At 40.9% G+C, this 25,985-nt stretch carries 21 protein-coding genes, 3 pseudogenes and 1 riboswitch; of the genes and pseudogenes, 9 read left to right on the top strand and 15 right to left on the bottom strand.

Going from position 1 to position 25,985, the window contains the following annotated elements; translation table 11 throughout:
* Nucleotides 1-28 precede the first annotated feature (28 nt).
* The 4 genes from AOU00_RS25130 to AOU00_RS25115 form a co-directional block, all read right to left on the bottom strand.
* The gene (locus AOU00_RS25130; RefSeq protein WP_069291954.1) at nucleotides 29-1,435 is read right to left on the bottom strand and encodes a response regulator transcription factor; all 1,407 of its coding nucleotides are present in this window, start codon (nucleotides 1,433-1,435) and stop codon (nucleotides 29-31) included.
* A 2-nt stretch (nucleotides 1,436-1,437) separates the two neighbouring features.
* Nucleotides 1,438-3,144, bottom strand: a complete 1,707-nt coding sequence (locus AOU00_RS25125; protein ID WP_069291953.1) for a sensor histidine kinase — start codon at nucleotides 3,142-3,144, stop codon at nucleotides 1,438-1,440.
* A 610-nt stretch (nucleotides 3,145-3,754) separates the two neighbouring features.
* On the bottom strand, nucleotides 3,755-4,087 hold the full coding sequence (locus AOU00_RS25120; protein WP_069291952.1) for a hypothetical protein: 333 nt from the start codon (nucleotides 4,085-4,087) through the stop codon (nucleotides 3,755-3,757).
* Between the two features lie 695 nt (nucleotides 4,088-4,782).
* Nucleotides 4,783-4,974 (bottom strand): hypothetical protein, encoded by a 192-nt coding sequence (locus AOU00_RS25115; protein WP_069291951.1) that lies wholly within the window; start codon nucleotides 4,972-4,974, stop codon nucleotides 4,783-4,785.
* A 684-nt stretch (nucleotides 4,975-5,658) separates the two neighbouring features.
* Between AOU00_RS25115 and AOU00_RS25110 the strand changes: the two genes are divergently transcribed.
* Nucleotides 5,659-8,508: an alpha-amylase family glycosyl hydrolase gene (locus AOU00_RS25110; RefSeq protein ID WP_069291950.1), complete on the top strand. Its 2,850-nt coding sequence runs from the start codon at nucleotides 5,659-5,661 to the stop codon at nucleotides 8,506-8,508.
* A 314-nt stretch (nucleotides 8,509-8,822) separates the two neighbouring features.
* On the opposite strand, the gene AOU00_RS25105 is transcribed toward AOU00_RS25110, so the two are convergent.
* Nucleotides 8,823-9,962: an epoxide hydrolase family protein gene (locus AOU00_RS25105; RefSeq protein WP_069291949.1), complete on the bottom strand. Its 1,140-nt coding sequence runs from the start codon at nucleotides 9,960-9,962 to the stop codon at nucleotides 8,823-8,825.
* Nucleotides 9,963-10,099: 137 nt separating this feature from the next.
* Between AOU00_RS25105 and AOU00_RS25100 the strand changes: the two genes are divergently transcribed.
* From AOU00_RS25100 to AOU00_RS25090, 4 genes and pseudogenes are all read left to right on the top strand, one after another.
* The gene (locus AOU00_RS25100; RefSeq protein WP_069291948.1) at nucleotides 10,100-11,005 is read left to right on the top strand and encodes a LysR family transcriptional regulator; all 906 of its coding nucleotides are present in this window, start codon (nucleotides 10,100-10,102) and stop codon (nucleotides 11,003-11,005) included.
* Between the two features lie 294 nt (nucleotides 11,006-11,299).
* A pseudogene (locus tag AOU00_RS26075) lies at nucleotides 11,300-11,691 on the top strand (IS1595 family transposase); the annotation flags it as partial.
* Between the two features lie 66 nt (nucleotides 11,692-11,757).
* Nucleotides 11,758-12,290: pseudogene (locus tag AOU00_RS25095) on the top strand (AAA family ATPase).
* 310 nt (nucleotides 12,291-12,600) lie between these two features.
* The gene (locus AOU00_RS25090; protein WP_081330756.1) at nucleotides 12,601-13,281 is read left to right on the top strand and encodes a GerAB/ArcD/ProY family transporter; all 681 of its coding nucleotides are present in this window, start codon (nucleotides 12,601-12,603) and stop codon (nucleotides 13,279-13,281) included.
* Between the two features lie 25 nt (nucleotides 13,282-13,306).
* Here AOU00_RS25090 and AOU00_RS27785 read toward each other — a convergent pair whose 3' ends face one another.
* The 6 genes and pseudogenes from AOU00_RS27785 to AOU00_RS27780 form a co-directional block, all read right to left on the bottom strand.
* Entirely contained in the window at nucleotides 13,307-13,459 is a 153-nt protein-coding gene (locus AOU00_RS27785; protein ID WP_155765267.1) for an IS3 family transposase, read from the bottom strand.
* Nucleotides 13,460-13,879: 420 nt separating this feature from the next.
* Nucleotides 13,880-14,884: pseudogene (locus tag AOU00_RS25085) on the bottom strand (glycosyl hydrolase); the annotation flags it as partial.
* Between the two features lie 1,247 nt (nucleotides 14,885-16,131).
* Nucleotides 16,132-16,557, bottom strand: a complete 426-nt coding sequence (locus tag AOU00_RS25080; protein ID WP_172828317.1) for a nitrogen regulation protein NR(II) — start codon at nucleotides 16,555-16,557, stop codon at nucleotides 16,132-16,134.
* 43 nt (nucleotides 16,558-16,600) lie between these two features.
* Entirely contained in the window at nucleotides 16,601-17,440 is an 840-nt protein-coding gene (locus tag AOU00_RS25075; RefSeq protein WP_069291944.1) for an alpha/beta fold hydrolase, read from the bottom strand.
* A 577-nt stretch (nucleotides 17,441-18,017) separates the two neighbouring features.
* The gene (locus AOU00_RS25070; RefSeq protein WP_069291943.1) at nucleotides 18,018-19,112 is read right to left on the bottom strand and encodes an L-dopachrome tautomerase-related protein; all 1,095 of its coding nucleotides are present in this window, start codon (nucleotides 19,110-19,112) and stop codon (nucleotides 18,018-18,020) included.
* Between the two features lie 217 nt (nucleotides 19,113-19,329).
* Nucleotides 19,330-19,452, bottom strand: a complete 123-nt coding sequence (locus AOU00_RS27780; protein WP_336078382.1) for a chaperone modulator CbpM — start codon at nucleotides 19,450-19,452, stop codon at nucleotides 19,330-19,332.
* A 92-nt stretch (nucleotides 19,453-19,544) separates the two neighbouring features.
* Here AOU00_RS27780 and AOU00_RS27775 point away from each other — a divergent pair, with 92 nt between their 5' ends.
* Together AOU00_RS27775 and AOU00_RS25060 are read left to right on the top strand one after the other, a co-directional pair.
* Nucleotides 19,545-19,757, top strand: coding sequence for an IS110 family transposase (locus AOU00_RS27775; protein WP_420488443.1), 213 nt, complete (start codon nucleotides 19,545-19,547; stop codon nucleotides 19,755-19,757).
* A 427-nt stretch (nucleotides 19,758-20,184) separates the two neighbouring features.
* On the top strand, nucleotides 20,185-21,234 hold the full coding sequence (locus AOU00_RS25060; RefSeq protein WP_069291942.1) for a PucR family transcriptional regulator: 1,050 nt from the start codon (nucleotides 20,185-20,187) through the stop codon (nucleotides 21,232-21,234).
* A 237-nt stretch (nucleotides 21,235-21,471) separates the two neighbouring features.
* Here the strand turns inward: AOU00_RS25060 and AOU00_RS25055 are convergent, their stop codons facing one another.
* The 4 genes from AOU00_RS25055 to AOU00_RS25040 form a co-directional block, all read right to left on the bottom strand.
* Nucleotides 21,472-21,786: a DMT family transporter gene (locus AOU00_RS25055; protein ID WP_069291941.1), complete on the bottom strand. Its 315-nt coding sequence runs from the start codon at nucleotides 21,784-21,786 to the stop codon at nucleotides 21,472-21,474.
* A gap of 18 nt (nucleotides 21,787-21,804) precedes the next feature.
* Nucleotides 21,805-22,131 (bottom strand): DMT family transporter, encoded by a 327-nt coding sequence (locus AOU00_RS25050; RefSeq protein ID WP_061828428.1) that lies wholly within the window; start codon nucleotides 22,129-22,131, stop codon nucleotides 21,805-21,807.
* 94 nt (nucleotides 22,132-22,225) lie between these two features.
* Nucleotides 22,226-22,324: riboswitch (guanidine-I (ykkC/yxkD leader) on the bottom strand.
* 83 nt (nucleotides 22,325-22,407) lie between these two features.
* A complete protein-coding gene (locus tag AOU00_RS25045) occupies nucleotides 22,408-22,926 on the bottom strand; it encodes a spermidine/spermine N(1)-acetyltransferase (protein ID WP_061828429.1) in 519 nt (172 codons plus the stop codon).
* A 25-nt stretch (nucleotides 22,927-22,951) separates the two neighbouring features.
* Nucleotides 22,952-23,404 carry a MarR family winged helix-turn-helix transcriptional regulator gene (locus tag AOU00_RS25040; RefSeq protein ID WP_061828430.1) on the bottom strand — a complete coding sequence of 151 codons (453 nt, stop codon included), beginning with the start codon at nucleotides 23,402-23,404 and terminating at the stop codon, nucleotides 22,952-22,954.
* Between the two features lie 114 nt (nucleotides 23,405-23,518).
* Between AOU00_RS25040 and AOU00_RS25035 the strand changes: the two genes are divergently transcribed.
* The gene (locus AOU00_RS25035) at nucleotides 23,519-24,163 is read left to right on the top strand and encodes a YczE/YyaS/YitT family protein (protein ID WP_061828431.1); all 645 of its coding nucleotides are present in this window, start codon (nucleotides 23,519-23,521) and stop codon (nucleotides 24,161-24,163) included.
* 209 nt (nucleotides 24,164-24,372) lie between these two features.
* Complete coding sequence (locus tag AOU00_RS25030; RefSeq protein WP_069291940.1) at nucleotides 24,373-25,287, top strand: dihydrodipicolinate synthase family protein; 915 nt, start codon at nucleotides 24,373-24,375, stop codon at nucleotides 25,285-25,287.
* Nucleotides 25,288-25,985: the final 698 nt, after the last annotated feature.

The raw sequence follows: 25,985 nt of genomic DNA, 5'->3' as shown, positions 1-25,985 counted from the left end.
GGATTATTGACTCATCTGGGAGAGTACGCTATTTATCCCCTCTGCCGAGCTGTCGATATTCACTTGGCAGCAGACCTGTCAATTCGCGAAAAATTCGGCTGAAATATTTTTCATCCGTATAACCCACTCGCTCCGCAATCCAGAAAATCGTGTTGGTTGTATTCAATAAATACTCTTTAGACTTCTCTATTCGTATAAATCGGGAGTACTCATTAAAGGTTTTCCCCATCAAATCCTTGAAGCATTGACTGAAATAGCTTCGGCTGATGTTCAGTTGTTGGGACAGACCTGAAGCTGTAAAAGCTTGGTCCAAATCATTTTGCATGATCATAATCGCTTTTTTCACGGCGTCTACAATTTCTTGTGAATACGAAGTCTGTTCATCTGCCTTACGAATGCCCACAGAGGTCTGCTTGATCCAATCTTCTACCTCGTACCAGGATTGAAAAGAATGGATCATTGAGATTCTACCCAGCGTGGTCTGAGCAAAAAGGTGATTCCATTCCATAACTATAGAGTATAGCAAACCCATCAGCTGGCCTTTATGCAGTCTTAGTGATTTGAACTGTTCAATCAGTTGGTTGTAGTAACTGTCGTTGTGGGTCCATGGTGATAGGAACCAACTTTGTTTAATACGATCCATGTCTTCATCCTGCGGTTCTATTGGAAATGAGTCCTCCACATTCATCGAAACGGAAATGACAGGATCACAAGGATTGTATGCATAGAATAAGGACGTTTCTGTATAGTTCATAATCCAGTTTTGGATTTGCGACCATGTTCGCTCTTGTACATCGGACAGAACCAGCAAGGCGCCTTGGGGAACTTGATCCAGGTATTCCTTCAGTTTATGGAACAGCTGATTCTCTACGTCCATGGGTGCCGTCCACATCCAGCTGTTCCGTTCAACCTCCCAACGGATCTCATCTACATTGGATGTCAGTTCAATCGGCCAGTTCTGTCCTGACTTGCGATCCAGTGAAACAAGTGCATACACATGGCGATAAAGGACATTGGTCTCACTTAGCAGTGGCAGCTTTCGTCTTGTATTCGCCAGCTCGTCAATCCGGGTATGTATTCGATGCAGCACGTGTTCGAATTGCTCCTTCTCGAGCTGAACTTTGGCTATATAATCGATGGCTCCCAGCCTGAGCGCTTCCTGGATATAATCGAAATCTTGATGCAGTGTTAATACGACAATATGTAGTTCTGGATAGAGCTGCCTTGCAGCTCGCATCAGTTCAATACCTGACATTACCGGCATCGCGAGATCCGTCAACATCAGATCGACCGGTTGGGATTTCAGAAAATCCAGTGCTTTCAACCCGTTACTTGCTTCTCCTACAACTTCCATATTGAACTCGTTCCACGGCATCGCGGAGCTTATTCCTTTTCGTACCAATTTATCGTCATCCACAATTAACACCTTAATCATCCTCAGACATCTTCTCCTTTGATAGGAAGTATGAGCAGTATACTTGTCCCTGTACCCAATTCACTTTCGATCACCAGTTGTGCTTGATCTCCGTACTGTGCCCTCAACATGCGGTGGACATAATTGAGTCCGATGCCCATCCCTACTTTTTTATGTTCAGCTATACGATTATTCAGAAGTCTTTGAATCGCTTCCTCGGTCATACCTGCTCCATTATCCTGTATTAAAATATTCAGCGTTTTGGCAAGTGTAACTTCAATTTGAATAAAACCTTCGTCACTCAGTCCATGATAAAGTGAATTTTCAACCAACGGTTGCAGAATAAAACGAGGCACAGGTATTTGTAGCACTTGATCATCCGCTGAAATACGCACGTCAAATTCAAAGTCATATCGAATTTGTTGCAGGATTAGGTACTGTCTTAGCGCATCAATTTCCTCTTCCATCGTGGATACTTGCCCTAATTTACCCAAATTGTAATACAACAGCTTGTTCAAGGATTGCACCAACTTGTCAATCTCCCCTTGTCCGTTCATAACGGCCAGCCAGTGCACAGTATCCAGCGTATTCATCAGAAAGTGAGGATTGATCTGATATAACAATTTTTCCACTTCCAAATCTGCACGGATCTTTTCTTTCTGCTGCACTTCCTTGAACAGGTCGCCGATTTGATGCTGCATATTTGAGAATTCCCCCAGCAGAAAGTCAAACTCGGGAATTTGAGTGCGGATCTGGCTGCCTGCCTTTTGTGGATTCTGAGACATTCCGTTAATTTCCGAATGGAACAGACCGAGTGGTTTGTAGACGGTCTTCCACAGAAGCCAAGCAAGAAATACGGTAAAGCCGAAAAAAAATAAAGCGACCAGTAATATTTGAAGCAACCACTGGTTTTTCTCCTGTTGATACTTAGCCTGCGAAATTACCGATATGACGCTCCAATTCTGAGAGGAGTCCTCCTTAAACCAATGGTAATCACGGGATATTCCATCTTTTGCAGTACCTTTCGATAAGCTGGAGAAATTCTCCCCGACCTTCATCGTTTCTGGAATTTCACTGTAAACAATGTTGCCCTCACCATTCAGGATCAAATGCGATAAAGCTCCTTTGTATTGATTGTAATCCAGTATATCCTGTGTAAGCCGAAAGCCGGATTCGACGTATATATATACATCGTCCCTTTGAGGCAGTTGTACCTTTCGCATAGCAGATAAAACGAGCTGATCATCAAATCGGTTCATACTGATATGGGGACCATAGTATGCAATGCCATATGATTTGAATAGCACAGGCAAAGACTCGGGGGAAAAACGATCTTTGATGGGAAAGTTAGCGAACTGTGTAGTGCCTTCTTTCTGGAAATAGTATAAGGTCAGACCTATATTCGGATTAGTAAACGTTACGACATTTAACTCATTCTTTAATTCATCTCTAGCCTCAATCAATTCAAATATATTGGAGGAAGGCTTCAAGACTTCATCCAGTTTCTTACCTAATGTACCTCTATATGACAATTGCTGAGTAACATGATTCAGGTTGTTAATTGAATTCTCCAGTGATGAAGTTACCTGCTGTAGATTGCTCCGAATTCCATCATTGATTTTATTCGCAAAAATGGAATCAATGGTATAGTAAGAAATTATAAATATACTAATAAAGGGGATAAACGCGCTGAGAAAAAACAATAGAAAGATTCTTTTTTTAAGTGTCATTCCGACCCATTCTCCTTAGGTAAATGAAACAGCAAGCCCCTGGTTATGGAGCTTGCTGATTATGAACAACAGCTCTATCAATTATCGTATTCCTCATAGGCAGCGACCTATTTGAAAATTGGTGACAGCTCAATCCGTTTCATATTGAAAAAATCAGAATACTTCCATCTCTGTGAGGTCCAATTCTGTTCATAATTATAGATTGATATTCAAATATGTCAAACGCTTTCATGGAATTCATAGAGCTTATTCTCTCTTCCTCTTTGCAGACATCGATTTGTCGTGTTTAATTGCTTATTGTAGTCCTTCCGTTCATCACGAACCAAAAAAAGAAGCGACATCATTCCAAGGTTTTTCTTGTCTTTATGTGTTTTCTTCTGTTTTCCGCTCTACCTGTTCTTGTTTTGCCAGTGTCTGTCATTCTACTTAGATTTTCTGCATACAAAAAAGGCTCCCTCCGTTATTCTTCAAATATATATACTTGCTGAACTCCTTTGGCGGCAATTGTTTTTCCTTAATATCGATTTCAATAAAAGTGTTCTCCGGCCAGATTGGGAGCAAACACCAGTAACGCGGCCTGACGATTCATATTTTTCCTTCTTTCTGAGGTTTAGCTGTAAACCTCTTGTCCCAGCACCCGATTTACAGCCTTGATAAAGGCAAGATATCCACCATCGGTATCGTTCCGATGAGGAAGTGCCAAAAGCATTGTCTCTTCAACCTGGTTTTCGTCTAACTCATAGCTGTTTGTCAGGATTTCTCTGATCTCATCGACGGGTGTACCGAGAGCAAACTTCTGAGCTGCTTTATAGACATCATAGTTCTCATGGATATCCTTCCGTGTCACCTTCTGCAAATCGGTAAAATCATATATTTTTTTTACGGAATACAGCACCGGCAGCACAATTGAGATCAGACCCGCAATTGTTAAAATTTCATTCATTCCCTATGCCTCTTTCCCTATCACTCAGTTGACAGCTTAGCCGATGAAACAGACAAACAAGGTAGTGCCCATCTCACATGCTAAACCTCCTTATCCTCTTGCTTCTGAGTTCAGCGTAACATTTTCACCATTAGTTTAGGATTAGGGTTTTCATATAGGTATAAAGATCATCTTAAGATTTAGATGGCAGATGAAAAATAAAGAGACCATGCTCCATAAGAGCATGATCTCTAATTACATAATGGTATTGTTACCTAGCCATCATCTCTAACCTGAAACATACGGTAACCAACTCCAATATGTGTTTGAATAAACTTTGTTTGAGATGATGTTTTTTCTATTTTTTTCTCAGCGTTGCCATAATGCCATCCTGTGCCCACCCGCTGTTATATTCTCTCTCAATCCTTAGTGTATCATGAGCAAAAATCAGTACCGTATTACGAATTTGCCTACAGCATTAAGGTTGCATTAAGATCCGATCTTATGTAATAACATCCTTAAAGAAGCCTCAAAATCCTGATTCTGTCCTAGCTTTCTCAGTGGAAGGATAGCAGCACAAAATAATATATAAAACTTTCTCAGGCTGGTTAAGCACGAATTTTAAATGATTTTCGGTTTTTTTGAAAATACAGTCAATTTTTCCTGTTAGTAAAAAAAATCAAGATTACACGTTGTTGCAATCTAGCTACAGCGTATTAAAGGTTCCACGCATGAAAAATAAGACCAGCCTTCGTCCTTTCCGAGAGTCCGTAGTTTGCGACTGCCGATAGCTTCGCACCCGAACCGTCTAACTGCCGAACATCGGCATTCGCCTGTGCTTCGGGATTTAAGCCAATCGTTTGCAACAACAATGCGACAAAAAGAACGATACTCCAGATACGTCTCAAGATGGGGCTTGCCTTCCTCCTCATACTAAACTTGATTTTATTTTACAACCAACCTCTCTTGAGAGATTAGGGGTAAATAAAAGAGGGTAAAAATACAAATTGTATACGTTTCCAAAGAGGCAATCGTTTGCATATAATTATACTCAGAGACATGATTTTATTCATATAACAATTTGTCAATGCTTATATTAAAGATAAATTTCTAACGGCTTCCCCATCTGCTCCTTGATCCGTTCACTCCACATTCTTCGTTTAAACATACGCTTTTCTCTGAAAATCCATCTTTTCACTGTTTTTAGCCATTCACTGACTAGCTTCTTGCAAAAACTCTTCGAATATGTGCAATAAGTTCTCGCTATGCTATTACATTGAAGGAATCATCACCTTTTTAGTACTAAAATATAAACTCTTAAAACCTTAAAAATATGTCCCTAGCAATGCATTGACCAGTAAAAGTATGGATGATATAATCATAAAAGGAAAAAATCATTGATATAGAGCCCTGTGTTAATGGGCTTTTGTCATAGTTTCTTTTGTAAGCGCGTACAATGATTATTTTCCATATATACCGTGGAGGAGGCGATCAATGAATCCATTTTATCAAAAAAATGTCTTTCTTTTTTTACTTTTAATGCAACCGATTGCATTATGTCCCCCACTAAATATTATCAGGAGGTTGTTAACTTGCTAAGGAAAAAAACTAGGAGTTTTATTTCTTGGTTGATTATTTTATCACTTTGCTTCAACTTCTTCGGTTTACCCGGCGTAGCTTCGGCCAGTAACACCGATTATACATCCACCTACACGAATTCCACAGCAACTGCCTTTCCGTCGACAACCGCTTCTATCACGTCTACCGTAACCGCAACGTATGCACCTACCACAACACCTAAATCAACTCAAACTGGGTTAACGGTTCACTTTAAGAAACCTTCAAGCTGGAATTCAGCGATTCGAATCCATTACTGGAATCTGAATCCGACAACCGTTCCGATAAGCGGGGCGTGGCCGGGAATCCTGATGAAGCCGGATGGAAACGACTGGTACAGCTACACCATTGCCGAGGCGACAGGCTCAAGTCTCATCTTCAATGACAGTAGCGGCAAACAGACCGCCGACTTGTCCCGCAGTGTGAAAGAGGGCTGGTATTACACAGATAACACATGGTATGATGCCAGCCCGGAAATGCCTAAAATTCCGGCGATTTCCGCCTCTCCTGTACCAAAAACTTATGATTCGTCCCAAACGGTGACGCTTTCCAGCACCAACAGTGACGATAAGATTTACTATACGATAGACGGTTCGACACCTACGACATCCTCGATCTTGTATACCTCTCCAATCCAAGTTGCGTCCTCTTTGACCATTAAGGCCTTCGGTGTTAATTCAATCGGTCAAACTGGAAATGCATCCTCTTTCGCTTATGTGATTGACCTGAATGCAGATCTGCAAGCTCCGACAATCACAGCGAATTTGCCTGCAGGGCATTCCGATTCCTCAGTGACTGTATCCTTTAACCTGAAAGATAACAAGGCAGCAACGACCAAGGCATACTATACGGAGGATGGTACAGAACCAACCACAAGCTCAAAAGTCTATATCCTCGGCAACGCGCTGGCCGGAGTGACTGGACCGTCTATTCTTATCTCCAAGACCACGACATTAAAATTTCTCGTTATAGACGGTGCTGGTAATCAAACCAAACAGAGCTTTGTTTATAATATTGGAACTAAGGGGGATTTTCGGGAAGATACTATTTACTTCGTGATTACTTCCCGGTTCTATGACGGTGATTCGAGCAATAACGTGCACGCATGGGATGATGGAAAGGCGCGCAATCCAGATTCGGACCCAGCTTGGAGAGGGGACTTTAAGGGCTTGATTCAAAAGCTCGATTATATCAAAGCCCTCGGATTCAGCGCCATCTGGATTACACCTGTTGTGCAAAATGCCAGCGGTTATGATTACCATGGTTACCATGCTTTAAATTTTGCCAAAGTAGACCCACGGTATGAATCGGCAGGAGCTTCTTATCAGGATTTGATCAATGCGGCCCATGCCAAAGGGCTGAAGGTTATTCAGGACATCGTCGTCAATCATACGGGTAATTTCGGTGAAGAGAATCTGTATCCCATGTTCAAGAAAGATCCAGCTAAACCCGATACCGCTAACAACTTGGTGAAGACTACGGATAAGTTGCCGCCAAACTATGATTCCATGACACCCGATCAGCAGTATCAGGCAAGGCTCGCCTTAATGAAGTCAGAGGGGACGAACAATAACATTTACCATACAGAGAAAAGTCTCTCCTGGGAATCCTATACTGTTCAAACCGGTCAGATAGCGGGCGATTGCGTGGATTTGAACACGGAAAACCCTGCAGTTAACAAATATTTAATTGATACCTACAATCACTATATAGACATGGGTGTTGACGCTTTCCGTGTCGATACGGTGAAGCATGTAAGCCGGTATATTTTCAATAAATACTATATTCCTGCCTGGAAGACAAGAGGCGGCTCGGATTTCTATATTTTTGGAGAAGTAGCCACTCGTTACAGAGATGTCTGGAACAGTGGAATTCCAGCGATCTCGACGCCATTCTATACTTGGAAAAGCTCAAAATCGTATCCGGGCGATGGAAAGAATGACTACGCCTCCAATAAAGCGTCAGTTGAACAAGAGTGGGCGGACAACTCTACTACAGCAGGACAGCCAACCTCGAACAATGCTTTCTTAAACGGAAATACCTATCATACGCCTGACTATTCGATGAAATCGGGCATGGATGTGATTGATTTTCCAATGCATTGGGCATTCAAGACTGCACAGGAAGCATTCAGTATGAAAGGTGGCGATCAATACTATAATGATGCTACCTGGAATGTAACCTATGTCGACTCGCATGACTATGCGCCCGACCAGGCTCCGGAAAATCAAAGATTTGCGGGCACACAGGACACTTGGGCCGAGAATCTCGATCTGATGTTCACCTTCCGCGGAATACCCGCTATCTTCTATGGCTCCGAAATCGAGTTTCAAAAAGGGGCAACCATTGATACAGGTCCAAACGCACCGCTAAGCAAAACAGGACGGGCATATTTCGGCGATCACATGGAAGGCAATGTTACGGTACAAGATTACGGCAAATACACGAATGCTACTGGCACGCTTGCGGAATCGCTCAATCATCCTCTGGCGAAACATATCAGACAGCTTAATTTAATCAGAAGAGCTGTACCCGCCTTGCAAAAAGGCCAGTATTCCACAGAGAATGTATCGGGCAATCTGGCGTTTAAGAGAAGATATACCGACAGTGCCAAAGGCATTGACAGCTTTGCATTGGTCACGATTTCAGGAAACGCCACGTTTACCGGAATTCCGAACGGAACCTATGTGGATGCAGTGACCGGTGATTCCAAAACCGTTACTGATGGCAAGATTACCCTGACATGCTCCGGCAAAGGAAATGCAAGGGTATATGTATTGAATGGCAGAGGTGGAATTGGAGAAACGGGAACCTATCTGAAGTAAACGCAGTATGTCTTAGTTAACTGAAGCAACCTCAGTTCGGTATTGCACCGTGCTAAGGTTGCTTCATTAAAAAGTAGATCCAAGAGAGAGTCGGATATTGCTCTGGACTAAATTTTTAAACAACAAGATGCACCAACGATAGCTTCTATGTGCGTACATTCCTCCATATATTTAATGACCAACAACCATCAAGTATTAACGGGTTATCGCTTCTACCCTGCTCTCTGGAAGCACCTGAAGAGTTGCATTCTGAAGACGGTAACCAGTTGTACTGGTGGTTCATAGCCCTCTCAAGGATAGAGACTATCAGATGCTTAATGAATGAAAAAATGATTTAGATGTTCGGCAAACAATTTAGGATTTTCCATAGCGGCGAAATGACCGCCTTTATTCGCTTTCTCCCAGTACGTAATATTATAGACGCGTTCTACCCAGCTTCGAGGAGGCGTCGGTAGCTCCTTGGGAAATAAGGAACCCCCTGTTGGAACAGTAACACGCTGGCCTTCGGTGAAATGCAGTGGCATTTGGGTGGCTTCAGTATATATTCGTATGGAAGAGGCAATCGAATTGGTAAACCAATAAATCGATATGTTGGTGAGGATATGATCAAGTGAAAAAGACCTTTCCATATCTCCGTCACAGTCACTCCAACCTTGAAATTTTTCTACCATCCAGCTGGCAAGACCGGCTGGAGAATCACTTAGTGAAAAAGCCAGTGTTTCCGGCTTCGTTCTATGAAGGGCGCTATAAGCACCTTCTCGCTCCAACCACTCAGCTACGATGTCAAAGTAAGCTCGCTCTTCTTCGCTAACAGATGGTGTATTCGGAGTGAGGGGTGGCTTGTAGCTTCCAAGAATATAATTGAGATGAAGTCCCCTCACCCGTTCAGGGTACATGAATGCTAACCATGTTGAGACCCCTGCCCCAATATCCCCTCCCTGAACCAAATAACTTTCATAACCCAAACGATCCATAAGTTTTGCCCACAGCGTGGCTACGTATTTGGACCCCACTCCTGGTCGTGTGGGTTTACTCGAAAATGCAAAGCCTGGCAATGAGGGAATAATCACGTCAAAAGCCTCTTCAGCATGTCCACCATATAGCGACGGAGTTGTTAGATAAGGGATTAGTTCTAACATCTCTACAAATGATCCTGGCCATCCATGAGTCAACAACAGTGGTCGTGTGGATGTACCCTCACCCCGGACGTGCACAAAGTGTATATCGAAGCCATCCACATGTTCCATAAACTGTGGGAAACGGTTTAACCAAGCTTCCTGTTCACGCCAGTTGTATTCCGTGCCCCAATAATCAACTAATCTCTTCAAAAAGGAATAGTCTGTCCCCAAAGCCCATGGTTCTATAGAGAAACTTGAAGGCCATCGAACCTGTTTTAGTCTGATAGATAGATCGTGTAATTGTTGCTCTGGAATTGAAATTTTGAACGGTTCCATTCGTTGTATCCTCCCTTGTAGATTAATTTACGATCAGAAGGGTTCTATTGTATGATGAATCTGTTCATTAATAAAATTGAAATATTCAAAATCATTATCATTTTTATCGATAGAAATTAAACCTAAGGAGAACATCGATGGAAATTAGACACCTTATTACATTTCAGACGATTATCGAAATCGGAAGTTATACAGGGGCTGCATCGCAACTGGGATACACTCAGTCCACAATCACTGCCCATATACAGTCGCTTGAAGAAGAGATTGGCGGGGAGCTTTTCACTTACGAAAGAAGGCATTTGAAACTTACTCCGTTAGGGAGAGAATTAATACCTCTGGCAGAAGATCTACTAGCTACTCATGACCAGATTAGAAATATACGAAGCAACCAGGAGGTTAAAGGTGTTGTTAAGGTGGCTGCACCAGAGTCTTTAACGATTTCTAGATTAAGTCCGATTATAAGGGAATTCTCTTTGAAATATCCTCATGTCAAACTCATCCTTACCAACGGTACATGTGAACAAAACCAGGTTGACTTAATCAGTGGACGTGTAGATGTGGCTTTGATGGTCTACCCGGAAATACATCCGGAAAAATGCATTCATTATTCTTTGGCCCAGGAGAACATTGTCCTGGTGTGCAGCAATGACGGCCCAGACCATTTCGATGTATATAAGCGAGAGAACACCAACCATTTTTTTATAACGAATGAAGAAAGCTGTAGTTATCGGACCATGTTTGAAAGATATCTTGTAAAGCATGATATTCAACCATTTCAAACCATGGAGTTATGGAGTATAGAGGCGATTAAACAAACCGTTATTAGTGGGCTTGGATTTTCTTTTTTGCCTTATATTACAGTTAAAGAAGACGTGGATAGTGGAAAACTTAAAATTATAAGTCATTCCGAAAAGTTCGATCCGATATACTCCCATATGCTGATTAAAAAGAAAAAGTGGCTATCTCCAACAGTGAAAGCTTTCTCTGAACTTGTTATAAAGTCGATACGTGAAACGGATAACGAGATCGAAAGATCAAGATGAGCACCATTGTTGGATAATTGGTATTATCGTATTATCAACTTGAAACATAATATTCTTTTTGCCTCTAGCTGCATGAGATGTCGTATCAGGTAATGAAATGACATCTGAGTAATGATATTCGGAGGACAATAAAAAGACGACCTTCATGCTGGATCATTCAAAAGAGGCCGTTTTTTTCGCGTTAACATCGCTGATCCCTTTTCGCCAAACTCCGTTTGTTATGATTGACCATTACAAATCTCTCCTGGTTTTATGATTTGGAAGATGCACATCAGCAAATCGCTTCTAAAGCCAGAAGCTATCGTTGAAATGGACGAGACATACTTTTTGTAATCGGAAAAGGGCAAGAGGAACATCACCGAACGCAAGCCACGTATCGAGGCGGAAAAGCTAAATATCGTGGCATAAGCAAGGACCAAGTGTGTGTCCTCGTTGCCCGTGATCGTCAGAAAATGACTTAATCTGGCGTTCTTGGGCGTGGTTGCATTCGGACAACGAAATTAGATGAGGCGATTGGCGATCATCTATCGGACCAAAACATGCTTTGCACGGATTCCTCGCAGGCATTCAGCTCCTATGCAAATGCAAAGGGCTTGGCTCATTACCGATTCAAGTCCGACGGAAAACAACGTGTAAAAGGCGTGTACCATATCCTAAACGTAAACAGCTATCATAGCCGCTTGAAGAAAAGTGGCAGGTTAGTTGATTGAAGGGTGTTGTTTTAAGCCTACAATTAATTAAGGAGAATATTTATGAAACAAGGCAGAATCATTATAATTACTGGTTCACCAGGAACTGGTAAAAGCACAACGGCATAAAGAGTCTAATTTATCAAAGTCGGTACATATGCACACTGATGATTTCTATCACTACATTCATAAGGGGGCAATCCCTCCATTTTTACCGGAATCACAAGAACAAAACTTAATTGTTATTGAAGCCTTTTTGGAAGCTGCAAAACGTTTTGCACGTGGTGGGTTCGATGTGATTATAGATGGAATTGTTGGTCCTTGGTTCTTAGAACCGTGGTTAAAAGCCGTACAAGATAATTATGAAGTACATTACATTATCTTAAGAGCGACTAAAGAAGTAACAATGAAACGAGCAATCGTTCCAAATTGGACGAAGATGCCAACATTGAGTTGGTAGAGAAAATGTGGGAGCATTTAACAATTTGGATCACTATGAATCCAATATTATTGACACAACAAATCAATCAATCGAACAAAGTGTTTCAACAATAAAAGCTGTGATTGAAAAAAAATCTTCTTTACTCACTATTTGATGCGATACAAAAGTTAAACAAACGGATACGATAGCTCAATAAACCGCCTTTTCATCAAGGAGGTTTTCTTATAGTCAAAAATCAACATTAGAATTTAACATAGCCTTAGAAAAAGAAAAATATATAGGTATTCGTAAAATCGGCCTCTCTATAAAAGAAATGGTTTTTATGTGTAACGAGAGAATTAGCGACTTTAATCTTTATCCCGTTTGGTATTGTGCAACAATCATCTTATTTACAGTAATGTTCGACATACGGAATCACATTTCGTTAGAATTTTATCAATTAAAACTTTTGACGTTAACGGTCTATGCCAGTGCTTCATGAAATCTCAGTTCTGGCATTCCCCCTATTCGCCTCGAAAGAGATGAATATAGACATGGCCATTGCATTGGTTCCAGCTGGGCAACCAGCTGGAATATGGAATGGTACAATGATCGTCGTGGCCCTGTTCAGCGAAATGGCTTTTATCGTGTACCTATTTCCGTATTTTGTAGGGACTGATAAGTTAATGAAATCCCTAATGGGGGCTACGGCTACAGCTGTTGTGGTTATACTTGCTGTCCTGCTAGGATGCTTATTGTTATTTGGTTCAGAACTAACAGCAAATCTAACCTATCCGACATTAGAATTGATTCGTTATATTCATGCGGGGGTTTTCTTGGAAAATTTGGATCCGCTGCTGATTATCTTTTGGCTGTTTAGTATATTTCTAAAGATATCTCTCTTCCTGCTTATATCCGTAAATGGATTTGCTCACTTAGTTGGAATGAATGATCATAAACCGTTTTCTTACATTATGTCTGTTGCCATGGTGGTCATGTCGATTAATATGTTCAAATCTACGGCCCACTTGGAGGATGTCACCAATCGGAGTGAAACGGCATTTCTTCTTTTTACAGGAGTAACTCCAGTCTTATATTATCTGGTGGACCGGATTCGTTTCGGTAAGCTGAAGAAGAACACTAATCAACCAGATACCGACAGTTAAAGAATACTTGTTAAGAAGTACTTCGTCATACCCCTGTCAAGTAGACAGGACTAAAAAGACATGCTTCAGCAGCAACCGCTTCTCGGTATTCAGCCGGGGAACGGTTGTATAATTTTTTCTGAAATCTACTTTGGTTATAAAATGAAATATACTCGCGTACCTGATGTTCTGCCTCCATCTTTAACTCCAAGGAGACTGCCGAAAGGGTTGCCCCTTTTTGACCATGAAAAAATCCCCTCCGTTCAACAAGATTAAATCCATCTTACCAGATGTCTTTTTTCTCTTGTCTACTAAAAGGGGATAATACCAGTGCATTACTTCAGCATAAGCGTTTTTTTAAATTTCATTCAATCATTGCAGGTTCATTGGCATAGAGTCTATATACTTGTACTCCTCGATCCTAACGGAGTCTTCTGTCCAATTCCCCTCTTTATCTTTCACAAAGACTTCTCTTATTTGTTACCGTCAAGGTAAAACTGCCCTGCGTCGGTATGATCTTGTCGGAGATCAGGTAACCCGTATCCGCAAAAGAGGCCTTGGTTGTTCATTGTGCACTTAGGACACACCGTTAATTGTTTTGGCCGTAATGATCTACATCCGGTAGCTCATCGAGCGTGATCACGTTTGGATGGTTAAACACTTTGTTCAAATGCTCCCGGCTGTTGTTTACGCCATCGGTCAGGAACTCTCCCGTCCAGGTAGTGAACCAGCTCCAGTTCGTTCCGTCACTGGAGAGTAAATCCGGATCCGGGATCGCGCCGTTCTCGGTTAATGCGACCAGCTTCTGGTTGTTCACAAGCGAGACGAGTGCATCATACTTGTCAGTGACCGGACTATAGTCGCCCGCAGACGGATAATGGTCCGTACTCACGATGTCTACAACATCGTGTCCCGGATACCACTCCGGTGCGCTAGAGTTCCAGACCCAAATCAAATTGTTCAGATCATGCACGTTCGTTAAGCGGTCGTACACCAGGTGGTAAAGTTTCTTTGACGGCTCCGGACCTTTCGCGCCCCACCAGAACCATCCTCCTTCCGCTTCATGCAACGGCCGGAAGAGCACGGGGATTTTCGCATCTTTTAGCTTTTGAAGCTGTGCCGCAATGGCATCGATATCCCGCAAAATAAGTTTATAATCCTCGGATTCCGGGTGATCCAACGCGTAATCAACGTCGAAAGTGGTGGAATCCCCGAAGAATCCCTTGTACCACTCTTTACCAGGCTGGTCAATTAAACCCTTCGGCGCGTTCCAATGCCATACGACGGTGACAATACCGCCTTGGCTATGCCAATCGATCGCATTCTCGATCTCGGAGGAGGAAGCGCCGTACTCGACTCGAGACGGTGAATAATCCATCAGGTCGAATCCGACAATGGCTGGCTTTTTACCAATCGCGTCCTGCATCCAGCTAATGTTAGAACTGTTCTGCTGACCGGATAGTATACTCTTGCCGTATTGATCGACCAGATAGCTCATCAACGATTTGGCTTCAGGCGAGGCGTTGGGATTAACGAGTGTCTTCCTAACCTGATGCTCCTCAGTGACCGTCGATTTTTGAAACTCGGCCACCCCCCCGTTCAGAACGCCTGATCCTGCTTCATACACAGCTTCAGACACGGTAACCGGTTCTTCGGATGCATGGGCAAAATAGTTGATACTGCTCTCTGCGCCTGCCGTCATTGGTAGCGAGAATAATAACGCTGCCCCGGTCAGAGTGCTGATCAAGCTCTTCGTTTTTTTAAATGAATTCATATTGGTTATCCTCCTAATGTTTATATCTTGCTGTCTGTTATCGCAAGATAAGGTCTGTTATGTGGGAAACAAGAAGTTATCAAAGAACCTAATCCCACGATCTCAAGTATTTATACTCTGTTTTAGCCCCCTTTTTTTGTGCATAACATAATCCATTTTTCTAGTACACTACCTCCTTCCCTAAGGATCGGCTGGTTGACTGATACCATCAATCGCAACGTACATTATTTTTTTGTTTAGCGAGTTGATCCCATCTTCCTATATGAAAAGGCTTTTTGGCGAATCCTCAATTATATCGACATTAAGGAAAAAAATTGAAATAGTTCTATTGGAGTGAAAATTATTTCATATAACAACAAACTATCAATTTCTGCAAAGAATGGTAGAGACTAAGTGTGTGATAAAGAAAATATTGCCGTTTCATTTTTATGAATCTTTAATTCACCCTTATGAATTTTGATTTAAATTATTGTTATTCTTGTACTATATAGAGGATTCATACTCACACACATAAGTGGTGAAAACGAATCAATTTACTTCTTCCACGCAGCTCGAGGATGAACAGATCAAAATGAAGATAGCGGATGCTGTAAAGAGGTAAAAGGAATCTACGATTATCGACGGGTCAAAGTATGGATCGAGAATACGCTTGATGAACGAGATGAGGAGTTAAGCTGTTATACGTAAGAAAAATCCTTATTACGCTATTTAATATTTAATGGACATAAAACCTATCTGCCATCAAAGACCTTTATAACAACGAGATTATCGCCTATTAGATCATGTAGAAATGACTTGAAATTTCTTTAACCATTTTCAAATCAGAGTGTTTTAAACGCTACACTTTTCGACAGGTGAAAAAGTGGAACATGTTATCTAATTAACGTCTATCCATAAAAACTAATATTCTCTGCATAAAATTAAACAACCTAAGACCGTATAAATATCGGACTCAGGTTGCTTAAATATTGCTTTTTTTATTACTGTTTACTTGATAGGGGTCATTTCAAACAGATGTCTTTTTTCTCTTGTCTACTAAAAGGGGATAATACCACGATTCGGGCTTTTAGAGTATAACTACTCAAAGAAGCATTGAACTATATCTTGGGATTAGGTAAAGATGAAAGTTCTTCCTTTTTTTTATCAAGCTGCTTCTCAATCCTTAGTAGCTCCTCTTCCGCCTTCCGATAGGCTTTCTCAGCTTTTTCAATCTGTTGCTCGTATTCCTTCCTACGCAGCATGGGAATTAAGACACAATCGTACACCAATTCGTCTCCCTGCTCTCGAATCACAGCATTTAAAAGAACGGGAAGTGTTCCGCCGCTACCCGTTTTCATCATTAAATATATCTCATCTACGTGATGATTAAGCCGAATCAACGGTAAAAAATAAACCTGAAAGAAAATTTGGCTGGACCGATTTAGCAGGGATTCAAAACTGATACCGTTTACCCCTTGTTTTTCATATTCTAACAAGCGACACAGCGTTGCATTGACGATGCGTATTGTCAGATTTTGATCCATCGACAAATAACCGCAGGGGGCATGATCCAACCGTTCGTCCATATTATGTGTGCAACTCGCTTTCCTGTATTGAATCGATTGAGGCAAGATATTCGCTGATGAGTCTAATGGTTTCATCCGGATGGCTTACGTGTGGACAATGACCGGTTGCATCCATCAGTCGGAACTCGCTCTCCTTCATCTGCTGGTGGATATAGGCTCCAGCTTCCATCGGAACGATTACATCATCGGAGCATTGCAAAATCAACGAAGGCACCACTACCTTGCCGAGTTCCTTACGGTAATCAGAGAGAAACGTTGCTTCCGCAAAACGACGGGCTACCTTAGGATCGGTCGCGCAAAAACTCAACTCAAGATCTTGAGATAATTCCGGCCGGTCTGTATTCCCCATAATGACAGGAGCTAGATAGCTCGCCCAACCTTGAAAGTTTTGATCCATCAAGTCCAATAAATCCATCAGATCTTCCCGTTCAAACCCGCCGATGTAATCAGGTAAATCGTTCAAATATCGTGCAGAAGGACCAATCAGAACAAGCCGATCAAAGTATTCCGATCTTTGAATAGAGGCCAGCATACCGATAGTAGCACCGACGGAATGACCCACTAGAATGGCATTCTTCAATTCGAGCGCTGAACAAATGTCTAAGATATCCTGGGCATACCCGTTCAGATCATGATAAATATAAGGATTATAGGCCTGCATATCGGACTTTCCCGAACCTACAAAGTCAAACAATACCAGCTTGTACTTCTCTTCGAAAGCTGGTGCGACAAAGCGCCACATGTTCTGGTCACAGCCAAAGCCATGGACGAATATAAGAGTCTTGGAACCAAAGCCCCTTATTTTGACGTTGTTTCGGATGAGAATTTGTTGGCTATCCATCGACTTTTCCTCCTGGTAACGATAAATTCTGTTCAATAAATTATTATACCACTATATCAAGATTTTTAAATTTTTCCTGACGTGCCTAATCATCTGCTTGACTCTTATCTGCGGTTCCACAAGAAGCTACGCATATCATTGGCTTAAAGGTTAGCCACCGATTCACCGGTTTGATTTATATAATCGAAGAACCTAAGCTGGATTAAAGAGACTAACACCAGTTGAGTTACCGTCGCCAGTTTGCAGCTCCATTATCCATTATGTTTTTTTCGGAATTAGGATTACTCGTTGGACTAAACTGCCTGTTAGCTCTTAACAGAGTACCGATAGTCTACAATGTAGTGTAGTACTTAAGATCAAAAATAACAGCAGCTAGCATACCGATTAAAGCTATTTGATTTCCAATTTCTCAAAAAACGTAAACGTTCTAATTTAAGTATACATAAGAATATGTAGAGCTTCCCTGGAATTGCTGAAATTAACAATACATGCCGCTACTAATTGTGTGGCAGCATGCATTGGTTATGAAATGCATTTTCTATGCAAATAAAGTCAACTTTGTAAAGTGAAATATTTATTAAAAGGTAGGAGCAGGTAATTCATCAATTTTTATACGAAGTAAACTATAAGGTTTTTGTCGCAGGTCTTTTCCATAATGAAATCTTGCCTGCCGATGTAATTGGTTCACAACAACATATAAGTATTGATCTGGACCAATAGAAAAAGTATCCGGCCATAAAATTCTCGGATCATGTGCGATGGTTTCCATTATTCCATTCGGAAATATCTTTCGAATACTATCGTTTTCATAGTCACCAGCGTAAACGTTTCCTTTTGCATCGGTTATCAATCCATCAGACGCACCTTTTTCTCCCCAATACTGCACATGATAACGTAAGTTGAAATCCGGTATCGTTCTGTCTCTTAGGGCTTCTGTTGAGATCGAGTATAGATGACGACTGGTTAATGGACAAAAAAATATAATTTTTCCATCAGGGGAGATCGCTATACCATCAGAGGCCAATCGAAAGGGAGATGTCGAACCATCTGTGTTTCGATTCATCAAAATTTTACCTTCCACTTTCGGTAAAAAATACGGATCGGGTGAAGTTGAATTTGCTCCATTTAACCGTCTAAACGCATTTCCATTTTCTAAATCTACGACTATAATAGCGCCTGGACCTTTGGAAGAAGAATCCGTTATATATGCGTAACCTGATTTACCAACACGAAAATCAAATCGGACATCATTCAGATACGTCGTCGGCAAGATTGCATCTTCTGCAAACGTGTATACTTTTCTTATTGTATTTGTTTTTAAATCTACAGCGACTAATTTTGCCCCTCCTTTAATAGGCTCAGAAAAATTTGGTGCAGCTGTATCCAGTACCCACAGGGTTCCCCTTCCATCAGCAATTACACTTTGGACACTGATGAAGGACATAGTGATATTCAAAGGATTTACCAAATTCGTTTCTAAATTAGGATAAGGCTGCAACCGCCCCTCAACAATTTCCGCTACCGTAAATCTAACGTCATCTCCCCATTTCGGAAAGCAAATGAAGATACGCCCGGTTTCTGATACACTAACGCCTGTAGGCATAGCCCTATAAAATGAATAAACGTGTTCTAACTTACCGAAATATTCTTCCATAGGTAACATAGGTTTTATGATATCCTCCCCAACATATTTGAACGGATATTACCTATAATATGTTTAAAAACTTTTTCTAATGCCTGCCTCTTAATGATTCTTTTCTAACCGAAACATAGAAGCACGCTGGGTAGAGTAACCCTTTGCTGGTTGTTGCGCTAGTTCTCAATTTTAATTGCCGTAGAAAGGTGAATGTTATGGATGTCCTGATCGAGCGAGCTTGCGGTTTGGATATTCACAAGAAGTCCATTACCGCATGTGTCGTAACTCCCGAAGGAAAGCGATTAAGACGTTTCATACCTACACGGTTTTCCTGCTTGATTTGATCGACTGGATCAAGCAACATTGCTGCACTCATGTGGCCATGGAAAGTACCGGCGTGTTCTGGAAACCGATCGTGAATTTGCTTGAAGCTGAAGAAATCAGTTCCTCGTCGTTAACGCCCAGCACATCAAAGCCGTTCCCGGCAGGAAAACGGACGTAAAAGATGCAGAATGGATTTGTAATCTGCTCCGCCACGGTCTGCTGAAACCCAGTTACATCCCAGACCGGAACCTAAGAGAACTGCGCGAATTAATTCGTTACCGTTGCAGCCTGATTCAGAGACGGTCCCGCGAACACAACCGGGCCAAAAAGTGCTGGAAGGAGCCAACATTAAACTAGCTGCCGTTGTCTCCGACATCATGGGGGGAGCAGCCGCGACATGATGGTATGGCCTGATCGAGGGTGAAGAAGGTACGGAAAAGCTGGCTGCATTCGCCCGAAGAACGCTGAAGAAGGCTAGATACGATCACGGGGATCGCAACACGCACCGTGGAACAAATTCTGCACGAAGTCGGGAGCGACATTGGTGCGACCGAGCGGCCGTGGCGGTCGCCCACTCCATCATGACTATTGTTTACCATCTCCTCACGCGCAGCAAGGATTACAAAGATTTAGGCGGTAATTATTTCGAAAAACGACAGCAAGAAGCAATTGTTAAACAAGAAGTTCGAAAGCTTTAGAATCTTGTTCAGGTAACTCTCACCGCTTCGTCAATCACGCGGAGCGATACAAGGAACCATTCCTGCAGCCATAAGGGTGGACGAACTTGACAAACGAGGCCTCCCGCATCTATGGTAATCCGGTAATCATTGTCGACGCAGGCTATAAGTTACTCGCTATGTGTCAAGCCCCTATCCCCAGCCGACCTGATATCGAACAGCAGCGAAATTCGGGCTATATTCTTGACAGTAATATTGAGAGCATGAAGAAATCCAATCTGTACGAACTGACCCGTATGGCTCTTATTCCTTATTATTCACGTGATCCCGAGACCAACGACTGTTGGATAACAGCTTTTGTGTACGTACATGGTATAGAATTCGCGCAGGTCAGTGTTATGGAGCTGGATCGCAAATTTACAGATATTGATTTTGAACTCGTACAATTTCTTTGTGAGCTGGTTTCGGTAAAATTGCAAAAGAACGACTTTTATAATTGCAATCCAGGAATGATGCATAGTTTATTGCTTTCCGAACTGCTTACAGGCGAGCTCAATGATGCTAATATTATCGCAATGCGACTGACTCATCTGGAATGGACGCTTACACCTTACCTGAGAGTGATGACCTTGACAGACTTGAAGAACGGCTTTTTTGACGGGAAAGTTCAGCTGGTTGCACAGCATAGGATCCAATTACTGCCGGATAGCCGTTGGATTGTATATCAGGGACGTATTGTATTTCTCATTTCCCTTGTTGATTCATCCTGTAAAATCATTGCTGAAGACAAACGAATTCTGGAATTTCTCCAAGTAAACGGACTAACTGCTTCGCTGAGTGACTGCTTTAGTCATTTAACTTTTTTGCGAAAATATTATAAGCAATGCCTAACTGCCAACGAGATTGGTTTCCAACTTAATTCTAACAAGCCAGTGTATATGTATGAGGACTATCTCTGCGAGCATATTGGAAAGATCATATCGGAACAGAATGATCTCGCTGACTTCTGCCATCCGGTTATCCAAAAGTTAATTGTTTATGACAATGCCCACAAAACAAGTTTGCTGCCTACCCTTGAAGCCTATCTTCAATATGTGGACACTCCAAATATTGCTGCTAAAGCACTTTTTATTCATAGAAATACTTTGTTCTATTGAATCAACAGGATACGTGAGCTTTTTGAGATTGATCTAAGCGATGGTGATATTCGCCTGAAACTTCAATTGACTCTTCATTTTCTAAAACTGAAAACACAACGCGACGATCCTAAAGATCAGAGTATAGAAGGGTAAGAAAATGCAAAAAAACATGCAGACAAAATTTCTTATCGATACTTTGTCTGCATACTGGTCTTCTCTATCTATTTTCTTTAATTTTTCCAATTCTATCATTATTCAGCTTACCAGCTTTAGGCCAACTGCTGAACCGAGTACCATCGCGATGAACAGAATTCTCGCGGTATTACGCGGTTCACTGTAAAAGATCATGCCCAATATGGCTCCGCCAGAAGCTCCAATACCGGTCCAGACAGCGTAGGCCGTTCCCATTGGTAGTGTTTCCATGGCCAGGGATAGAAACAAGAAGCTCAATCCAAAGCCTGCAAGCAGGTAAAAAGCAGACAGGAAATTCCGATCTTTATGGAGCTTATTAATCATGAGAACCCCCATCATCTCAAATTCGCCTGCCAAAATTAGAAATACCCAGTTCATACGTCAGTCCACCTCTTTTCATTGTTTCTTCTCTTTGCTCTGTATTTTGAGCCCTACAACTCCGAGCAGAAGCACCCCAATTAGCAACAATTTAGATCCCTGTACCTCAGCACCAAACAACAAAATTTCTGCTAATACAGTGCCGGCCGTTCCCAACCCGACAAATACTGCATACACCGTACCTACCGGAAGCGTACGGGAAGCCATAATCATGAGTATGAAACTTACTAAAATGGCAACTAAAGTGCCCCCCCACTCTAACCAGCCGCTGGCATGTTTCAGGCCGATGACCCATCCAACTTCGAATAATGCCGCAACTACAACAGATAACCATGTCTTGTTCATTTTGTGCTTCCTCCTTTTTGATAATGCTGCAAATGTAGTATGGATTTATAGCAGCAATAAAAAAAGCCTGAGAGAATACTGCATACAGCAGTTTTTCTCCCAGGCTTTTATCCCTCCGTGGCACAGTACGAAGACTGTGAGTTTTCTCTCGGACCAGCCGATATTACATCGCGGAACCCTAGAAAACATTTATGAATTCAATTATAGTTAACATTATACACATTAGTGAATAAATTACAATATAAAAATAATAAGAATTCTTATATCATCCTAAACTTATATCATTATTTTGGTCATTATGAAATCAATTTGTTCTTCATCACCCATATAAAAAGAGTGTGCGCCAGTTTGAACAAACCCCATTTTCTTATAAAAAGCAATGGCGTTTTCATTTTTTTCCCATACGCCGAGCCAGATTTTCTTTTTATTATGCTCCATCGCAATTTCCATAGCTTTATTTAGCAGATTTTTACCAAGCCCATGTTTTTGAGTTTTGTTTTTTATATAAATCCTCTCAATTTCGAGCGACTCATCACCCATTTTTTCAGATTGGGCGTCATTCATATTTACCTTTAAATATCCAGCAAGTTCTTCATTGAAATAGATGAAAAAGATTTCTGAAGAGACGTTGGACAATTCATCCTCCAACTGTTGAAAATTAAATGCTCTTTCCAGATAGGCTTTCATATTTTCAGGTGAATTCTGATCTTTAAAAGTATCGTTGAATGTTTCAATACTTATTTCTTGGAGTATTTGTAAATCATCACGGTTGCACTTTATTATTTTTACAGTCACTTAATGTATCGCTCCTTCATGTAAATCAATAATTTCTCTTGTTCCCCTTTTTTACAAATTCCCAGTCTTCCCCTATATTTTCTCTCACTCTTTGAAGAAGATTGAAAATGGTTTCTACTTCTCTTTCCGAAAATCCCTCTAATGCAACGTTATTGGAATAATCATTTTCTCTTTTTATAAAAGGATAAACATTGTTCCCTTTATCTGTTGGAAAGAGTTTTTTAATTTTTTGGTTATGGTTATCTTCTTTCTTTTCAATAAAGCCATTAATTACAAGTTTTTTTATAGCACGAGATGCAGTTGTTCGATCTACTTTTATCATCTCAGCTAACTTTTCTTGAATGATTCCTGGGTTTTCACATATTCGCACAAGGTACAAATACTGCCCTTTTGTAAGGTCATATTCTTTAAATTCTATATTACTTATAGAATCTAATGCCCTTGCGATCATTCCAATTTCACGAAGTACTTCCTTCATAGTTAACTCCTTCGCACCTATTTTATTGCAAATGCAATAAAAATGATATATATTGAATTTACCTTATTTTTATTGCATTTGCAACATAAAATTATGTTAAAGAGGTCGAGTAAAGTGAGATATGTTTTTTTCGTATTAGGAATTTTTATATTATCCCTTGGAATTTCGTTTACTATACAATCAGACCTTGGGACTTCACCTTTTGATGCACTTTTGGTAGGACTGTCCATAAATGTGGGGCTTACTGTGGGAAGTTGGGAAATCATAATAGCTATAATATTGATATGTTGTAATTCGCTTTTAAAAAGACAAAGACCAGAAGTTTTGGGGTTGTTAACGGCATTTATAACGGGTATTGGAATTGATATGTGGCTTTTTCTATTACACAATTTGATAACACCTGAACTATGGTACAGCAAAGTTGTTTGTTTTGGAATTGGTTTAGTCGTTGTAGGATTAGGAACTGCAACATATTTACAGACAAATTTTGCACCAATTCCAGTTGACCGATTAACATTGATCATACAAGAATTTACTAGAACAAATCTATTTTTTTCGAGAACATTCATCTACCTTATATTCTTGATCATAGCAGTCATTTTAAATGGACCCATTGGCATTGGAACTTTGTTAACCGTTTGTTTAGGGGGGCTAATACTCAATTACTTTATGCCACTTACTGAAAAAGTACTTGACCGCATATTAACACACTCTGATACATCACCAAATCATGAGAAAGATAAAAAGCATTCTATATAGAATGCTTTTTATCTTTCTCGACTAACCTGATCTGTTAAAAGATGTAATATCATAACGTTTATTTCGATACAGAAATGTACTTTGTACTTAAGTTTGTTTAGAAGAATTGGTACTGTTATTTGTCACTCAATTGGTACTTTAATTGTGTCTAATTCATTTTTATAATGTGTTTGTATTTTGAAGGTCAATTAATAAAGGAGTGTAGCTTTATGTTCTGTGGATTATCTGCTTTTCCACTCACCCCCGTTAACGAGACAGGTATTGACGAAAAAGCATTTGTGACACTGATTCAACGATTAGTTGCAGCTGGTGTCGACTCAATTGGTGCATTGGGTTCAACTGGAAATTATGCATATTTTAATCGAGAAGAACGTTTACGTGTGCTTCGACTTGCTGTCCGTTCAGCTGAGGGGATTCCCGTGATGACAAGTATAAGTGCGATTCGTACTTCTGAAGTACTTCGATTAGCGGAAGATGCACAAAGAGCAGGAGCAAGCGCAGTGTTGCTAGCCCCTGTCTCCTATCAAACACTAACGAATGAAGAAGTATTTTTACTCTATGAACAGGTAACCAGTTCACTCTCCATTCCACTTTGTGTATATGATAATCCGAGTACCTCGCATTTCCATTTTAGTGATGAGTTGCACGGTCGGATTGCTGAGCTACCTAACGTTCGTTCTATCAAGATTCCTGGAGTACCTTCTGATCCTGAAGCAGCCAAGGCACGCATTAGAAAACTACGCACGACCATTCCTCCCCATGTAACTATAGGAGTAAGTGGAGATTCATTTGCAGTCACTGGCTTGAATGCAGGCTGTGAAGCATGGTACTCGGTTCTCGGTGGTTTGTTTCCAAAGGCGTGCCTAAAAATGACCCGTTTGGCCCAGGACGGTTTTGCTGATGAAGCGGAACGACTCTCGGCGCTACTTGAACCTATTTGGACGTTATTTCATCAATATGGTAGCCTTCGTGTTGTTTCAGCAGCAGCAGAAATAAGTGGCTTGATCTCAAGTCCCAGTCTTCCTTTGCCCTTACAACCATTGAATCAATCAGCTAGAGAACACTTGGAATTCATACTAAAGGATCTTCAGTCTACAGAAACATTCTGTTGCCCATTCGGCTAATAGCTTTTCGAAGAGAAGACTACTAAGCACGTTTGCTGTAAAATTTTTCGTTATGAGTGTTGGAGAAACAACAGATGTGAGCTTCAATCATAGCATTTTTTTCGGGACTAACGCCTGTGCTTGTTGTCCTGGTAGCTACTTTGCTTTGGGAAGAGACACTTACTTTTAGTGCAGCTAGTCGAATTCTGCATCATTATCCTTCTCGCTTATCGTCGTTAGATACAAGCGAGATCTGCAAGTAGGACATTACCGAGGCTAGCAATGGAGCGTGCTGGCTATCTTGTTTCATAGCTTCACAGACCTTTCCTCGAAACAAGCTTTACTTTACGGAGTATCTATTTTGCCTATGTCGTCAAGAGATATTCCGTTTAACTCTAGCATTGATTGGAGTTATCGTAATTAAAATGATGTTTTAAACAAATTGATGTTTAAACTGCATATGAATTCAACCAGCAATTGCTAATAAAGAAGACCCGCGTTTATTGAAACACGGGTCTTCTTTTCTTTTGTTAAGTTCATTGAGCTTATTCAAAGTGGTATCTTTTAAATAATCAAAACAATTCGTAACATAAAATGGAGCTAATCCATCTTATACTCTTCCCTTAATATATAATGTGCATAATCAACCTAAACTTGACGAATTTTATAATACTTAAATTTTCAAATGGAATTATTTTTGCTGTTTTTTCAATGCAGGC

Source organism: Paenibacillus polymyxa (assembly GCF_001719045.1).
Taxonomy (GTDB): domain Bacteria; phylum Bacillota; class Bacilli; order Paenibacillales; family Paenibacillaceae; genus Paenibacillus; species Paenibacillus polymyxa_B.
This window is presented reverse-complemented; position numbering and strand designations above follow the sequence as displayed.

What these genes read in the sequence shown, in the direction of transcription:
- AOU00_RS27780 (WP_336078382.1), bottom strand. Translation starts at nt 19,452, where the DNA reads ATGAGTGCAGCAATGTTGCTTGATCCAGTCGATCAAATCAAGCAGGAA.
- AOU00_RS27785 (WP_155765267.1), bottom strand. Translation starts at nt 13,459, where the DNA reads ATGGAGGCAGAACATCAGGTACGCGAGTATATTTCATTTTATAACCAA.
- AOU00_RS25125 (WP_069291953.1), bottom strand. Translation starts at nt 3,144, where the DNA reads ATGACACTTAAAAAAAGAATCTTTCTATTGTTTTTTCTCAGCGCGTTT.
- AOU00_RS25130 (WP_069291954.1), bottom strand. Translation starts at nt 1,435, where the DNA reads ATGATTAAGGTGTTAATTGTGGATGACGATAAATTGGTACGAAAAGGA.
- AOU00_RS25075 (WP_069291944.1), bottom strand. Translation starts at nt 17,440, where the DNA reads ATGGATAGCCAACAAATTCTCATCCGAAACAACGTCAAAATAAGGGGC.
- AOU00_RS25080 (WP_172828317.1), bottom strand. Translation starts at nt 16,557, where the DNA reads ATGGATCAAAATCTGACAATACGCATCGTCAATGCAACGCTGTGTCGC.
- AOU00_RS25100 (WP_069291948.1), top strand. Translation starts at nt 10,100, where the DNA reads ATGGAAATTAGACACCTTATTACATTTCAGACGATTATCGAAATCGGA.
- AOU00_RS25030 (WP_069291940.1), top strand. Translation starts at nt 24,373, where the DNA reads ATGTTCTGTGGATTATCTGCTTTTCCACTCACCCCCGTTAACGAGACA.
- AOU00_RS25040 (WP_061828430.1), bottom strand. Translation starts at nt 23,404, where the DNA reads ATGAAGGAAGTACTTCGTGAAATTGGAATGATCGCAAGGGCATTAGAT.
- AOU00_RS25120 (WP_069291952.1), bottom strand. Translation starts at nt 4,087, where the DNA reads ATGAATGAAATTTTAACAATTGCGGGTCTGATCTCAATTGTGCTGCCG.
- AOU00_RS25105 (WP_069291949.1), bottom strand. Translation starts at nt 9,962, where the DNA reads ATGGAACCGTTCAAAATTTCAATTCCAGAGCAACAATTACACGATCTA.
- AOU00_RS25090 (WP_081330756.1), top strand. Translation starts at nt 12,601, where the DNA reads ATGCCAGTGCTTCATGAAATCTCAGTTCTGGCATTCCCCCTATTCGCC.
- AOU00_RS25055 (WP_069291941.1), bottom strand. Translation starts at nt 21,786, where the DNA reads ATGAACTGGGTATTTCTAATTTTGGCAGGCGAATTTGAGATGATGGGG.
- AOU00_RS25050 (WP_061828428.1), bottom strand. Translation starts at nt 22,131, where the DNA reads ATGAACAAGACATGGTTATCTGTTGTAGTTGCGGCATTATTCGAAGTT.